Below are 13,575 nucleotides of genomic sequence, written 5' to 3'. Positions count from 1 at the left end.
GTACATGGACGTGGTAGAAAAACATAAGCGCGACGGTCAGGGTCGCCTGCAGGATAGTGTTAGAACAGAACCGCTGACCACAGCAGGCAGGAAGGCATATGCGAAAGCTGCGCAGGAGGTTGGCGCCCTTTCGGTACCTCTTATGTTCACTTCGTTGGACCCGCACTCCCGCTTCTTTATCGCAAACTTCGATGGCACTGGAAATGACCTATGGAAAGATCCTGAGCACGCTACGAATATCGGCAATCTACACCTCCAGCTGTCTGAGACGAGTAGACATGAACCTCGAGTCTGGTCCAACTATATCGAGGGTGCTGGTACTCAGGACGGGTTAATTGCCAGGACGATCGACGGCGTGACGGGTGGCTCATACGATGAGCGCATCGAGCGGATGTATTTCGATTTCATTCGCAAGGCGAAAGAGTGGATCGACGCCGATCCAAACGTCGACATTCGGCTATTGGCTACCGGCTTCAGCCGTGGCGCAGAGCAAGCGGCTGGCTTCCTCCGCTTGGTCCACGAACGCGGAATTCAGAATCCCTTGGGACGAGAAGTGATTCACCACACCCTCGGGCCCGATACGTACGAATGGCATCTCCCGCCCCTGCGTGCACCGGGCAAGACGCTCATGACCGAGTTTCTCCTCGATCCTGTCGGAACAGGTGAACCAAACAATCATGACCGACAGCCTACGAGCGCGATGACGTCAGGGGTGCAATTCACCGCTGAAGATGAGCGCCGCAATGCTTTTCCGTCCACCCAGATTATCCCGCCCGGGCGTTCTGCGGACGGCCGGTTCGTTGGCATCACCTTGCCCGGTGCACATTCGGATATCGGCGGAAGTTACCATCAAAACGGCCTTTCGGTGCTTGCCTTCAATATGGTGGCCGATTATGTGAATGCGCTTGGCGGCGGCGAGACGCTGGTTCATCGGATGCTAGTCCCGACTGATCAAGGCATGTTCGTGATCCATCACTCAGAAGATCACTTGCCCATCTACAGCACTTCGGAGTTCAGGCGCGAAGGGCAACGCGACATCATGGGGTCGCAGGCATCGCCGCCGCACTGTGACAAGCGCGAGGTCATTCGTTGCGCACCACCCGATGCATTCGACACTCGTCTCGAGTGGCAGGTGGGTCCTCGTTATCCCGTGGGCGTCCACGGCCCCGATGCCATCCGCGAACTCAGTGACCCGACGCATCCCGATCACGGCATGTACCGCTCGGCAAGCGTGCAGGTCATGGAGTTGCACGCACGTTCCGGTATCGATCTTAATCGTGGTCAGGTCGATCAGCTGACCGCGGTCCTCGTGATCGAGGCCAAGCGGAGTGACATGACGGCTATCGAAGATGTTCAATTCGGGAAGGACTTCAGGCCTGACCGACCGACTCTCCGTGCGTTTGAGGCATTCGGTGACGACATCGATTATCCCAAGTCCAGAACGGCGAGTATCGAGGCGCTGAAAGCGCTCGACGTTCCGCTGGAAGCCTCCCATCAGCAACTGCACATGCTCAACATGGAGAAGGAGGCGATTGTCAGTCGAGATGAGATGGCACCCCTGTCGCCAGTCAAATCTGCCGTGCTCGAATCTTCGACGTCCGTGCCGTTGCGGGAGGATCCTGTCATAGCCCCATCGCGAAGCGATACGTTCGAGAAAACCGATGGCGATACCATCCGAGAACTCCAACGAAACCTCAATACGCTCGGTATCCGTGACATGGCAGGCGAGCCGTTGGCGACGCACGGAGTCTACGATGTGTCGACTCAGACGGCGGTGGCCCGGTTCCAGTCGAGTCATGCGATGCCTGTAACAGGGCAGGTGGACGACGCGACTCGCAACAGGATTCACGGACAGGCCTTCATTGCAGAGTTGCAGCAACCCGTACAGGTCAGGATGTCTACCGAGGTTCCTGCATCTCAGGTGCAGCCTTCGTCGCCGATGGCAGCGTATGAGTCGCCTACGGGTGCGTCCCTTTCGAGGGCCGCCGCGCCTCCGATGCTGGCTCACCAGTCCCGTAGTGACCCTCGTAACCCGAACAGCAAGGATCACTCGCTCTATAACGAATTACAGCGTCGCCTGCCGGATTCATCGGAAGAACGCCTGATGCAGTTCACCGCCTCGTGTCATCGACACCGGATCAACGCCAGCAACCTGGGCGGGGTGCATATGGACTACGACAGCATGAAGTTAACCATCGACACGCACGGCCTGATGGCGACACCTGCTGTCGTCGACATGAGCGGTCCGCCGCCGGAGTCGGAGCAGTCGCTCAGGCAGATTCAACAGTTTGACCAGCAGATGGATCAGGTCGCTCAGCAGAGTCAGGAACGGAACGCGCAGATGGGGCACCAAGGGCCGGTGATGTAATGAAAAGAGTATCGCCGATGATCCGGTTTCTACACTGGACGGAAATGCCAAGGAGCAGAAAGTACATCGTTGCGTTGCTGCTGCATGCCGTACTTGCACTTTCATCCACCGATATCCAGTCTTCTACGGTACAGCCATTCAGGCCCGCGACGCCGGAAGCCAGGGCAGCCTTTGCACAGCATGCAACGAAGGATGGGATCCATGTGTCAAGGCGCGCGCCGGTCGAATTAAGTGCTGAGGTTTCTAGTCAACGTCCTCATGGTGCGTTGAATGACCGTATCGCGCCCGACCTGAAATCTCTTTCCGAGGCCGAGATCCGGTTGCACGTCCCGGTGCATTTCCTGGCTTTCTACACCGTGAAGACTCGCATCCTTCCCAACGTTTGCCGAGAGGAAGGTGTCGACTTGCAAGCATACTCATATGCATTTCAACTCAAGCACGCGGCAATGTTCGATCGTGCGGATGGACTCATGAGAGCTTCCAATCTTTCGGCTACGCAGCTGATCGCGGATGTGTATGAACGTCGAACAGAGAGCGAGGCTAAGGTCCGGCGGCGCTTGCTTGAGCTAGCGTCCTGGCTCCAGAAAACGACTGTTGCCGACGGGTGTGCTTACTTGGCAGCCCACGTGGTCGACGGTGCTTCCATGGCTTCATTCGGAGAGGAATTCCCTGAGGTTGCGGGAGCCCTGATGTCCTTGCCCGTTGTCCCGGAGACCAGGGCTGGTTCAGCGCCGCCTGCGCAACAGGTGACAAACGGCGGCATCCGTAGGGAAGGAAATGCGGTCGTCACGTCAAGCGTTGCGCCCGCCTCCGACGTCCCGGTCGATACGGTGACCGATCGGATCGCAGCTGACTTGAAGTCGCTTTCGAAGGCCGACGCGAAGAGATATGCCGCCTCGCAATTCTTAGCCTTCTACAACATCAGGATTGGTATCGATGCGGATGTCTGCCAAGAGGAGGGAGTCGACCTGGCGGCCTACGTACGCGCGTTTAAGCTGGCTTATGGGGTGGAATTCGCGCGGGCGGATCTTCTCACGACGGGAACGCGCTTCTCGAATGCACAGGTACTTACGGACCTGGACTCTGAACGAGAGCGTGGGGTAGCCGTATCCCGTCGGGTTTTTCTGACTCTCGCGGGCAGGCTTGGTGAGACGACCATCGCTGCCGGGTGTCAGTACCTTGCTGATCATGCGGCCGACGGTCTTGCGATCCAATCGTTCTCGGAGCAGTTCCCAGAGCTCTATGCAATTTTCATGTCCGACGACGGCCCAAACGAAAGGCCGGGATCTCTCCCGGCCTCGAATCCGTACCTAGGTAAGCCGATCAATCGTCGTCGCGAAGCGCATGACGAATCAAAAGGAACGTCCCAATAGCCGCAGCCGCAATACCGATAGTCACGCCCGGATTGCGCCGAACCTGCTTGCGCAGACGGCGGTACTGATACGTCGCCTCATCGGCGAGGTCTTCTGCCAGGTAACGAACCTTCTGGCTGCTGCCGCTGTTGCGCTTGGCGAACTTGTTGGTCACGCGACGGGTGCGCTCGAGCAGGTCGTTGCCTGCGCCGGTCGCCTCGTCTGCATAGTGGCGAACGCGGCCGGATACGCCATTGACGGCGGTCTCGACCTGCTGCGCGAACTCGCGATTTCTGCTCATTGGATGGCTCCCTCTCAAGCGTTGCTGACGGGAATCGACTTTGCGGCCCGAGTCGTGAGGGTCGTGTAAATGGGCAAGTGGCGGATTGAACAGGGATTCAGGCTGGTCAATCTCATGCGAAATCGTACTTGCCGCCCTTGGCGAGCGCCGCCTGGTACGCCGGGCGTGCGTGGATGCGCTCGAGGAAGGCATGCAGCTTCGGCCGGGGGGCGTCGAGGCCGCCTCGACTGGCGGCGGCCTCCAGCGGAAAACTCATCTGGATGTCCGCTGCCGTGAACTCGCTACCCGCGAACCACTCGGACTTGCCGATTTCGCCTTCCATGTAGTCCAGGTGCAGCTTGAGCTGCGGATCGACAAAGGCCTTCTGCGCGCCCTTGGCCAGCATCCGGGCCACCGGCTTGGCGAAGAACGGGACCGGCGCCGTCTCCATGCGGACGAAGACCAGCTTGAGCAGCAGCGGCGGCATGGCTGAGCCTTCGGCGTAGTGCAGGAAATAGACGAAACGCAGCCAATCGGCACTGCCAACGGCGGGTTTCAGGCGCCCCTGGCCGTAACGTTCAAGCAGGTATTCCACGATGGCGCCGGACTCGGCCAGGGTGACATCGCCGTCCTGGAGGATGGGCGACTTACCGAGCGGGTGGATGGCGCGGAGTTCCTTAGGAGCCAACATGGTCTTCGGATCGCGCTGGTAGCGGACGATCTCGTAGGGCAGGCCAAGTTCCTCCAGCAGCCAGAGGACGCGCTGGGAGCGCGAGTTGTTTAGGTGATGGACGATGATCATGGCCGGCCCGGATGTGGAAGAGGGCGCAGCGTAGCAGCGCGCCGCGTGCACATTCCATCGACGGGCGGCGAGTAGCGTCGGCGGTCTGACACCACGAGGACATCGACATGGGCCGCGAAGCCGACACGATTCATACCGACAAGGGCACGATTGGGCGACTGCAGGCGCTGATTCACGAGCTCCGTGACAACGCCAAGGTCATTCTTCATCTGCAGGATGGCTCGACGATGCAAGGCATCGTGGCGGTTGTTCCCACAACGCAAACCTTTGTCGACGGCGATGGAACGGAAGGCATCAACGGCGTGGTCAAGCTGATCGACAATGACCGCCCCGACTGGTCGGCGACAGTGTCGCTGGACACCATCGCGCGGGTCGAGCATCTGGATTCGGTGGGTTATGGCACGTCGCAGACGTGAGCCACCGATGCAGTCGACCTGTGGGAGCCGCTTCAGCGGCGACGAGGCATAGCTGCGAAGCCAGACCGATTCGCCGCTGAAGCGGCTCCCACAATGGCATCACGCTGACGGTAGGGTTTCCTGCAGCTTCTTGGTTTGTTCGGGGAAGGCGGCGCCTTGTGCCGCTACTGTCGTGGCGACGAGTTTGCGCGCCTCGGCATCGCGATTCAGCGCGTGCAATGCCTTCACCCGATACGTTGCCACGCTGATCGTGTTCGCACCGTAGGCCTTCTTCGCCGCGGCTTCGAGGTAGGGCAGACCTTCCGCGAATTTTCCGCTCTCGACGAGACGACGCCCGTAACGATAGTTGTAGACGTAGTCGCTCGGATAAGCGGCGATCAGTTGCTTTTCCAGGGTGTCCAGCTCATCGCCGGCCTTGGCTCGAACCAGGTACACGCGAAGGTTATCCGCGAGATTGCGGTCGCTCTTGAGATCGCCGTGAAGCTTCTCGCGGCTGAGGTCGATCGCCTTGCGCAATACCGCTTGCTCGCCGGCCGTATCGCCGATGGCGGCGTCGAGATCGGCGGCGGTGAGGACGGCACTGCGCTGATCGGCGCAGGTCGGCGAAGCCACGAAGATCTGCGTGGACAAGTACTCGTCGAACGCCGGCTTCTGCGGCGAGAGCGAGGCCTGTCGTGTTGCCGGTGGCTGCGCGGCCGTGGCACCGATCAGGTCATCCAGTACGTACGGTCGGTCGCAGCCGATATTGCCGGCGAGCACCTTGGTCGCTGCCGAGGCGATGGCCGCGTCGTTCTTGTCGGCCTTGCCTTCGAGAAGCAGCAACTTCTGCTTGGCCAGTGCGACGCGCTTGTCCTGGTCGGACACGTTACGAACCATCGATGGGAGGGTATCGAACCAGGCCATGCCTTCCTTGCCCTGGTAACGCTGCTGGTACGTATCGAGCACCTCGGCGACCGAGGCAAGCGATCCTTTCACCGCTTCGTCTTTCTGGTGCGACAGGCGCGCGTCACCGGAGAGCAGCGCGGCGACCTGCGGATAGAACTTCTCGCGCGGTTGCTCGGCGAGGATGCGTCCCAGCTCCTCTCCATCCGGGCCGATGGCGACATAGGTCGGAAGGAAGTGAACGTTGAGCTTGTTCATCCATGCCTTGTCGGCGGGTTTGTCCGCGTCGGCCTCGTAAAAAACGATCTTCTTTTCCAGATCGTTCCACTCCTTGCCGTTAAGGACGTGGCTGGCCATGTAGTAACACGAGTAACACCAGACCGCCTGGAAATCGACCAGCACCGGCTTGTGCTCGCGCTTGCCCTGGGCAAGTGCGGCATCGAGACTGGCGGGACCCTCGTGCGCGGCGTAGGCCGGTGCAATGAGGGTGAGAAGAGCGGCGGCGAGCAGGCGCTTCATCGTGAACGTCCCCTTTGGCGGTATAGACGTCCACTTTATTAGCACGTTTTCGACGAGATGTCAGATCGTGCTGCTGGCGCCTTCGATCGGCTCGGGGTCCGATACCAGGCCCTGGCGACGCCGCAGGGAGGGGAACCACCAGGTCCACAGGCCGACCACGACCAGGGTGCCGATGCCGCCGATAAGCGTGGCATTTACTGCACCGAGGGCGGCGGCGAGTATGCCGGACTCGAACTCCCCGAGCTGGTTGGAGGTATTGATGAAGATGGCATTGACCGCACTGACCCGGCCGCGCATGTCGTCAGGGGTCTCCAGCTGGACCAGTGCGCCGCGAATGACCATGCTGACCATGTCGAAGGCGCCCAGGGCGAACAGGGCGATTAGCGACACCCAGAGCGTCGACGAGAGGGCGAAGGCGATGGTCGCGACACCGAAGCCCGCCACGGAGGCGAACATGATCGGCCCGACCCGCCGGGTCAGGCTGTTGTGAGCGAGCCACACGGACATCAGCAGGGCGCCTACCGCAGGCGCCGCGCGGAGCAGGCCGAGGCCCCAGGGGCCGGTATGCAGGATGTCCCTGGCGAAGATGGGCAGCAGGGCCGTGGCGCCACCCAGCAGCACCGCGAACAGATCCAGGGAGATCACGCCGAAGACGGCGGGCCGATGGCGGATGAAGTGGACCCCGGCGAACAGAGTCTTCAGCGTCGCCGGCTCGCGGCGGGGCGGCTGGTGGTCGTAGGACAGACGCGACATCAGGGTCAGCGCGACGAGGTAGAGCACCGCGGACACCGCATAGACCGTGCCGGGCCCGGCGACATAAAGGAGACCACCCAGGGCAGGGCCGGCGATCATCGCTGCCTGGCCCGCCGAGGCGGTGGAGGCCATCGCCCGGGGCAATACGGCGGGTGGCACGATCGCCGGGAGCATCGATTGCAGGGCCGGAAACTCGAAGGCCTTGCCGACGCCGACCACGAAGACCAGGGCCAGGATACCGACCTCGTTGATGTGCCCGGTGAGGCTGAACACGGCAAGCAGTGCGATGGCCAGCCACTCGATGGACTGGCAGATGGTGACGATGCGGCGACGGTCGAACTGGTCGGCCACGTGGCCGGCGGGCAGGGCGAGCAGCACCGAGGGGACGAACTGGACGAGGCCGATGAGGCCGAGGTCGAGGGCGCGATGGGTGATCTCGTAGATCTGCCAGCCGACCGCGACCGACATCATCTGGAAACCGAAACTGGAGGCGTTCTTGGCGAACCAGAACTGCATGAAGGCGCGATGGCGCAGAAGGGAGACGGCTTCGGGGGACGACGAAGGCATGAGGGATCCTTGGGGAGTCGGGCGATTCTACGCCCGCCTTGCCAGCGGCCGCGCCCAGGGGCGAAGCTAGGGCTTCGTACTTCCGGGATGCTTTCGCCATGCGCCGTTTCGCTCCGCTCGCCGTTCTCCTCGCCACTGCCACCGTGGCCGCCTGCTCGCAGCAGCCCGACGCCCAGACCACGCAGCAGGCGCCCGTGGACAACCGGGCCGACGAAGCGGCGAAGAAGCTGGAGACTTACCAGCAGCTGCTGAAGCTGCACAACGACGGCCCGGCGGTGCAGCTCGGCCACGAAATCGTCGACAAGTACCCCGAAACCCCGGCGGCGGCCGAGGTGAAGAAGACCCTCGACAACCTCGAGACGAACTACAAGGCCACCAGCGAGAAGGCGCGCCTGACCGCCTTGTGGCTCTACCAGACCTCGCCCATGCAGGGCGGTACGCAGAGCACGGCGACCATCCAGTCGACCCTGCCCACCGGCGAGGCGTCAGTTCGGCTGATCCTGCGTCGTCATACTGATTGGGGCCAGACCGTCTTCCTCTACGCGACGACGGGGAAGGGCTTTGTCTGCAAGGGCGACTGCACGCTCAAGGCGACCTTCGACGGCAAGCCGAAGACGCTGAAGGCTTTCCGCCCGCCGACGGGCGAGCCGGCGCTGATCTTCCGCAACGACCCGCAGTTCATCAAGGACATGGCGAAGACCAAGCGGCTGACGATCGATGTGGTGACGGTGAGCCGGGGGGAGACGACGCTGACTTTCGATACGGGTGGTTATGACGGGGAGAAGTGGGCGCCGCTTCCCAAGAAGAAGTGACGCCTGGGCTAGCACCCTATCGCCGATGAATCGGCTCCTACAGCGAGCGGACGATTCATCGGTGGGGCGGGGTGCTTCAGTGCAGAAAGAGCTTCTCGGTGATGCGGGTCAGCGGCCACTCCAGCATGGTGTTGAGCCGGGCGGGAAGATCGAGCGGGCGTAGGAGCATCTTCACCGTCATCTCGGCGGGGAGGTGCTTCTTGAGAAGGCCCTCCGCGCGTCCGGCGATGCGGCGGAACTCCGCGTCGTCGTGCGCCTTGTCCGGATGGCGCACGTTGAAGACGTGACGCAGCGCGATGTCGCTGTCTTCGTTCTTGATCTCGCTGAGCCGCTTGAGCAAGGTGCGCAGCGTGCTGAAGCGGCCGATCTTGTCGCGCTCGCGATAGATGCGGAAGTGCTGGTAGAAGTTCTTGTAATGACGGACTTCATCGCTCTTGATGTAGTTCGTCAGTTCCCGCAGCACCGGCTCATCGGTCACTTCGTTGAGTGCGCGATAGAGGCTCGCGGTACCCGTTTCGACGACGCAGCGCGCGGCGAGCTCCAGGCCCCGGTTGGGTTCGAGCTCATCCGGTGTGCAGACCGAACCGTAGTGTGCGAAGAAGTTGCGGAAACCGGTTTCCCAGTCGAACTCCGGCCAGACGTGGCGTACGTAAGCCGCCAGCGCACGGCCGTGCTGCATTTCCTCGTGTTCCCAGTGATCGCGAAGCCACGCCTGCAGCGTCTCGTCGCCGGCGAAATGGTCGACCAGGAGATGCGTGTACAGGTCCGAGCCGCTCTCGACGAACGACGAGCTGCAAAGCAGGAGGAACAGGTCTTCGTTGTGCCTGACCTTCTCGACGTCGATACGAGAGAGGTCCAGTTTTTCAAGCGTCCATGGCAAGGTGGCGGCGTAGCTCACGCGTTTTCCCCGATCGCTTTGTCTTATCGCCCTGAGGGCATCTGACCGAATTGTGACAAAGCCGGGCAGGCCTGGCTACGCGGCATCCTTGCGGTCAGCGAACCACCGTCACCGGCACGTGGGCCTTGGCCAGCACATCGGTGGAGGTCGAACCCACCAGCCAGCGGGCCAGGGCGCCGCGTTCGGTGTGCCCGATGACGATGTGGTCGACCCCGTGCCGGGGTACGTATGAGAGCAGGGCGTCGCCCGGGCTGCCGTGGATGAGATCGACCGTGACGGGCACCCCTGCTTCCGGCTTCAGGGCCTTCACCTCGGCCTCCAGCGCCTCCTGGCGCCCCCGGCCATTGCTCTCGGTCATCATCAGCGCGGCCGTATCGGCGCCGTTGTCCACCTGCAGGACGGAGACGACATGCACCCGGGCGCCCGCGCAGGCCGCCAGTTCCAGGGCGAAAAGATAGGCGCGGCGGGCGGTTTCGGAGCCGTCGTAGCCGACCAGGATGTGCTTGGGCATGCGTTTCCCCTTCGAATCGCGGCGTTGGAACGATAGTAAGCCGCCGACAGCCGGCCCGGGGAGCCGGTTCACGGGTCTTCCACGAATCCTCGCCTTACCTGAACGGGCGTCGGGGGCGTCCGTGTTTCTTCACATTCGTGAGTACAGAATCCGATCTCGCAGCTTCCTGCCATCTACCCACGGAGAAACGAACATGATCAAGCGCATTACCGGTCTGGCTGTCCTGGCTCTCGCCGCTGCAGGTACCTTCTCCGTCCAGCCCGCCAAGGCGGATAGCAGTGCCGAGGTGAAGTGCCACATGACGTTCAGCACCACGGGTTGGGCTGCGATCTACAAGAAGGCCGATGGCCGGGGCCATGTCCGTTGCGATAACGGCCAGAGCGCCGACGTGAAAATCCACGTCCGCGGTGGTGGCCTGACCGCCGGCAAGTTCAGCATCGAAGGCGGCAAGGGTGAATTCACCCATGTCCACGGCATCAGCGAGATCTACGGCGAATACGCCAGCGGCGGTGCCAATGCCGGTGTCGTGAAGAGCGCCGAGAGCGCCGCGATGACCAAGGGCGAAGTCTCGCTGGCCGTGACGGGTACGGGCCGCGGCTTCAACCTCGGCGTCGACCTGAGCAAGTTCGAGATCGAGAAGATCGGCAAGTAAGCGCCAGCTCGGCGTTACCAAGGGGCGCCCTCGGGGGCGCCCCTTTTTTTTGCGAATCGGTGGCGCGTGACCTTTGGCTCGCAACCGAAGCGAGAGGAACCCGCATTCACGCGGACGAGTACACTTCCCTGATTCCCACCCATCGAGGTTTCCCCATGCGTCGCCTCTCCACGCTTCTCGCGCTTTGCCTGATCACTGTATCCGCCTGGGCTGCCGCCCCGACCGGCCCCGCCGTCGGCGACAAGGCACCCGATTTCAAACTGCAGGACCAGAAGGGCGAGTGGCACACCCTCGACACCGAGAAGGGCAAGTGGCTGGTGGTCTACTTCTATCCGAAGGACTTCACCGGCGGCTGCACGACCGAGGTCTGCACGTTCCGCGACGACATCGTCAAGCTGCATAAGGCTGGCGCCGTGGTGTACGGGGTGAGCCTGGACAACGTGAAGTCGCACGCCGAGTTCGCCGCGAAGTACCACGTGCCGTTCCCGCTCCTTTCCGACGCCGATGGCGCCATGGCGACGAAGTACGACGTGCTCAGCGACGAGAAGGGCAGCAAGTACGCCCGCCGCGAGACCTTCCTGATCGACCCGAACGGCAAGATCGCCAAGGTCTACAAGGACGTGGATCCGGAAAAGAACTCCGGCCAGGTGCTGGCTGACCTCGAGCAGCTGAAGGGTTCGGGCGTCTGAGCATGTTCAAGGCTCTCAAGGGCGCACGCCATGCCCGTCCCTTTGCGCCGTGGCGCATCGTGGTCTGGCTGGTGATGCTGCTGGCGGCGGTCGGCTTCGTGATCAACACCTACGGCGCGGTCATCGCGGCCGGCGCCATCGGCTCGATGAGCCCCGAGGCGCTGGCGGCGGGCGGTCCCGACCCGCGCGTGCTGATGGCCTGGTCGCTGAGCTACTCGCTCGGCGCCTTTGCCGTGATGGCGCTGGCGCTGGGAACCCTGCGCTGGCGCGAATGGGGGCGGCGCGCCATGCGCGTCGTCGCCGGCGTGCTGGCGGTCTGGGCGATCTACACGGCGGTGGTCGCCTTCCATCAGTGGCAGGAGATTGGCGTGGTGCTCGGCCAGGAAGGTCTGCCGCCCGAACTGCTCGTCCGCGGCGTGAAGGCGCGTTCGATCCTCCTCGTGGGGGTCATGCTCAAGGCTGTCTCGGTACCCGTGCTGGCCTGGCTGGCCTGGGCACTCGGTAGCGTGTCGGTCAGGCAGCAGTTCGCCCAACCCGCCCTGTGACCCGGATGACTGCCCGCTGGTGGATTGCCTTCGTCGCCGTCTGCACCGCGGGCGGCGTCGCCGCTCAGGATGTGGGCCAGCTGTCCTGCGGGGTTGCGAGTACTTACGACCTCACGGTCCGTCCCGATGCCCTCCTGTTCGAGCGCCCGGAGGTGGCGCCGCACAGCGTCCGGCTGCACGACGGTAGCCTCGCCACGGACGGTCGTGCCGTGGCGCTGCGTGCGGACGAGCAGGATCGTGTTGCCCTGTTCGAGCGTGACGTCCGGGCCCTGGTGCCCAAGGCCAAGGCGATCGCCAGCGATGGCGTGGACGTTGCCGCGCGCGCTGTGCGGGAGGAGGCCGGCCGGGCATCGCCGGGGTCGCTCAGCAGCGGCGAACTCGACCGGGTGCTCGCCAGTCGTGTCGCCGATATCAAGCGGCGGATCGCTGCCAGCCAGAGCACTCGCGACTGGCAGGCCGATGCGATGCGCGCCTACGCGCAGGAAATCGTTTCCGACATCACGCCCGTGCTCAGCCAGGACGTTGGCAGCGAAGCGATGCAGCTGGCGATGAATGGGGATCTGGACGGTGCCGCTGCGCTGCGCGACCGCGTTGCCGACCTATCCACCGGCGGACAGGCACGCGTGCTTGCCAGGCTGGAGGCTGCGCTCAGGCCGCGGGTGCAGGCGCTCTGTCCGGCCGTGCGTCAATTGCTGGACTTGCAGTCGGGGTGGCGTGACGCGTCCGGTCAGCCTCTCATGCTGATCGAGACAGGCGGATGACCGCCCGCTGACCGGATACGTGGCCGTTTATCACCGGCTAAGTCCGACAGGTCTAACGTTTCGCCCATGGAACGCAACTCGATCCGTGTCGTTAATGGGCTGATTCGCCGAGTCATCGCGGATCGTGATCTCTATGGTCAGGCGGCGCGTGGCGTGCGAGAGCCAGGCCTCAAGGCGATATTGCAGGAATCCGCGGATTCGCTGACGGCGATCGCCGCGGAATTGCAGGGCGAAGTCACCGCAACCGGTGGGCGTGCCGCGACGGCGGGCGGCCCCATGAGCGGCGTCCGCCGCAGCATGATGGAAGCGTCCGCGAAGCTGTCGAGCGATCCGGACGTGACCTATATCCGTACCCTCGAACTGATGGAGCGCCGTCTCCTCGATGCGTTCCTGCGCCTGGAGTCGTCGTCGGGCGATCGCGCCATCGTCGGCCGTCACATCGCGCGACTGCGCCTTCTGCACCTGGACATGATCCACATGGGCGGCGCCACCGGTCGCTGAGCGCCTCGGTGTACCGTCAAATCAGGCGACGCGCCTGAGTTCGATCAGTGTGCGATGCATGTGCCGGTCCGCGGAGACGTGCACGGCGTGCGTGGCGATGCGTGTTTCCCGATCGGCGAAGAAGTTGGCGAAGGCGATGGCGTCGGCCGGGTTCTTGCGCACGGCAATCTGCATCCCCTCACGAAAGATGCCCCACGCATGGCCGATGTCGGCAATGTGGTAATCGATGACGTGCTGCTGCATGAGGTGCCTCTCTGTTTCGACGTG

The 13,575-nt window shown here is 63.0% G+C and carries 16 protein-coding genes; 9 read left to right on the top strand and 7 right to left on the bottom strand.

The features are described from left to right. Positions 1–4 precede the first annotated feature (4 nt). Together BJI69_RS05015 and BJI69_RS05010 are read left to right on the top strand one after the other, a co-directional pair. Positions 5–2,368, top strand: coding sequence for a phospholipase effector Tle1 domain-containing protein (locus BJI69_RS05015; RefSeq protein WP_125902982.1), 2,364 nt, complete (start codon positions 5–7; stop codon positions 2,366–2,368). Beyond that, the gene (locus BJI69_RS05010; RefSeq protein ID WP_046966892.1) at positions 2,368–3,741 is read left to right on the top strand and encodes a hypothetical protein; all 1,374 of its coding nucleotides are present in this window, start codon (positions 2,368–2,370) and stop codon (positions 3,739–3,741) included. The genes BJI69_RS05015 and BJI69_RS05010 overlap by 1 nt, the downstream gene beginning before the upstream one ends. Here BJI69_RS05010 and BJI69_RS05005 read toward each other — a convergent pair. Then, entirely contained in the window at positions 3,692–4,021 is a 330-nt protein-coding gene (locus BJI69_RS05005) for a hypothetical protein (RefSeq protein ID WP_046966891.1), read from the bottom strand. The two genes, BJI69_RS05010 and BJI69_RS05005, sit on opposite strands and share 50 nt — an antisense overlap. A gap of 112 nt (positions 4,022–4,133) precedes the next feature. After that, positions 4,134–4,802, bottom strand: coding sequence for a glutathione S-transferase family protein (locus tag BJI69_RS05000; RefSeq protein WP_046966890.1), 669 nt, complete (start codon positions 4,800–4,802; stop codon positions 4,134–4,136). Between the two features lie 107 nt (positions 4,803–4,909). Here BJI69_RS05000 and BJI69_RS04995 point away from each other — a divergent pair, with 107 nt between their 5' ends. Further along, positions 4,910–5,218, top strand: coding sequence for a DUF3247 family protein (locus BJI69_RS04995; RefSeq protein ID WP_046966889.1), 309 nt, complete (start codon positions 4,910–4,912; stop codon positions 5,216–5,218). A 99-nt stretch (positions 5,219–5,317) separates the two neighbouring features. Here BJI69_RS04995 and BJI69_RS04990 read toward each other — a convergent pair whose 3' ends face one another. Together BJI69_RS04990 and BJI69_RS04985 are read right to left on the bottom strand one after the other, a co-directional pair. Then, complete coding sequence (locus tag BJI69_RS04990; RefSeq protein ID WP_046966888.1) at positions 5,318–6,619, bottom strand: thioredoxin family protein; 1,302 nt, start codon at positions 6,617–6,619, stop codon at positions 5,318–5,320. A gap of 60 nt (positions 6,620–6,679) precedes the next feature. After that, complete coding sequence (locus BJI69_RS04985) at positions 6,680–7,939, bottom strand: MFS transporter (RefSeq protein ID WP_046966887.1); 1,260 nt, start codon at positions 7,937–7,939, stop codon at positions 6,680–6,682. A gap of 98 nt (positions 7,940–8,037) precedes the next feature. Between BJI69_RS04985 and BJI69_RS04980 the strand changes: the two genes are divergently transcribed. Then, the gene (locus tag BJI69_RS04980) at positions 8,038–8,751 is read left to right on the top strand and encodes a hypothetical protein (RefSeq protein ID WP_046966886.1); all 714 of its coding nucleotides are present in this window, start codon (positions 8,038–8,040) and stop codon (positions 8,749–8,751) included. Positions 8,752–8,827: 76 nt separating this feature from the next. Here BJI69_RS04980 and BJI69_RS04975 read toward each other — a convergent pair whose 3' ends face one another. Together BJI69_RS04975 and BJI69_RS04970 are read right to left on the bottom strand one after the other, a co-directional pair. Beyond that, entirely contained in the window at positions 8,828–9,649 is an 822-nt protein-coding gene (locus BJI69_RS04975; RefSeq protein WP_046977772.1) for a ferritin-like domain-containing protein, read from the bottom strand. 94 nt (positions 9,650–9,743) lie between these two features. Further along, complete coding sequence (locus BJI69_RS04970; protein WP_046966884.1) at positions 9,744–10,160, bottom strand: universal stress protein; 417 nt, start codon at positions 10,158–10,160, stop codon at positions 9,744–9,746. Between the two features lie 193 nt (positions 10,161–10,353). Between BJI69_RS04970 and BJI69_RS04965 the strand changes: the two genes are divergently transcribed. From BJI69_RS04965 to BJI69_RS04945, 5 genes are all read left to right on the top strand, one after another. Next, complete coding sequence (locus BJI69_RS04965; protein ID WP_046966883.1) at positions 10,354–10,812, top strand: hypothetical protein; 459 nt, start codon at positions 10,354–10,356, stop codon at positions 10,810–10,812. 155 nt (positions 10,813–10,967) lie between these two features. Beyond that, positions 10,968–11,501 (top strand): peroxiredoxin, encoded by a 534-nt coding sequence (locus tag BJI69_RS04960; protein ID WP_046966882.1) that lies wholly within the window; start codon positions 10,968–10,970, stop codon positions 11,499–11,501. A gap of 2 nt (positions 11,502–11,503) precedes the next feature. Then, a complete protein-coding gene (locus tag BJI69_RS04955; protein WP_046966881.1) occupies positions 11,504–12,046 on the top strand; it encodes a hypothetical protein in 543 nt (180 codons plus the stop codon). 5 nt (positions 12,047–12,051) lie between these two features. Beyond that, entirely contained in the window at positions 12,052–12,807 is a 756-nt protein-coding gene (locus BJI69_RS04950; RefSeq protein ID WP_046966880.1) for a DUF2884 family protein, read from the top strand. A gap of 66 nt (positions 12,808–12,873) precedes the next feature. Then, positions 12,874–13,308 carry a PA2169 family four-helix-bundle protein gene (locus tag BJI69_RS04945; protein ID WP_046966879.1) on the top strand — a complete coding sequence of 145 codons (435 nt, stop codon included), beginning with the start codon at positions 12,874–12,876 and terminating at the stop codon, positions 13,306–13,308. 21 nt (positions 13,309–13,329) lie between these two features. On the opposite strand, the gene BJI69_RS04940 is transcribed toward BJI69_RS04945, so the two are convergent. After that, positions 13,330–13,551: a hypothetical protein gene (locus BJI69_RS04940; RefSeq protein ID WP_046966878.1), complete on the bottom strand. Its 222-nt coding sequence runs from the start codon at positions 13,549–13,551 to the stop codon at positions 13,330–13,332. Positions 13,552–13,575: the final 24 nt, after the last annotated feature.

Origin of the sequence: Luteibacter rhizovicinus DSM 16549, assembly GCF_001887595.1 — a bacterium.
In the GTDB taxonomy this organism is placed as follows: Bacteria; Pseudomonadota; Gammaproteobacteria; order Xanthomonadales; family Rhodanobacteraceae; genus Luteibacter; species Luteibacter rhizovicinus.
Note: the sequence above shows the minus strand (reverse complement) of the source record. Positions and strands in the feature narration are given on the sequence as shown.